General features: G+C 63.2%; 1 protein-coding gene. It reads right to left on the bottom strand.

Annotated features, from left to right (window positions below; genetic code table 11):
* Positions 1–220, bottom strand: a 220-nt coding sequence (locus MFP24_RS00030; RefSeq protein ID WP_249246700.1) for an immunoglobulin-like domain-containing protein, incomplete at both ends; no start/stop codon positions are given.

Genomic DNA, 220 nt, shown 5'->3' on the forward strand with positions numbered 1-220 from the left:
CAGCCACTTCCGCCTTGTCGAGGCCCACGGTAACGCTGCCCGCATCGACGTACACATCGTCGCCCTGCGCCGGCACGCTATACGCCACGCTCTGCTCGCCGGCCTGGATGGTAACCCTGTCGCCATTACTTAGGGTGACCACCAGATCGTCGGCCAGTACCCGGTCTACCTTGATGGTAAAGACCGCGTCCTGTGCTTCGGTGACGTCGCCGTTGGACTC

Source organism: Brenneria tiliae, assembly GCF_023347575.1.
In the GTDB taxonomy this organism is placed as follows: Bacteria; Pseudomonadota; Gammaproteobacteria; order Enterobacterales; family Enterobacteriaceae; genus Brenneria; species Brenneria corticis.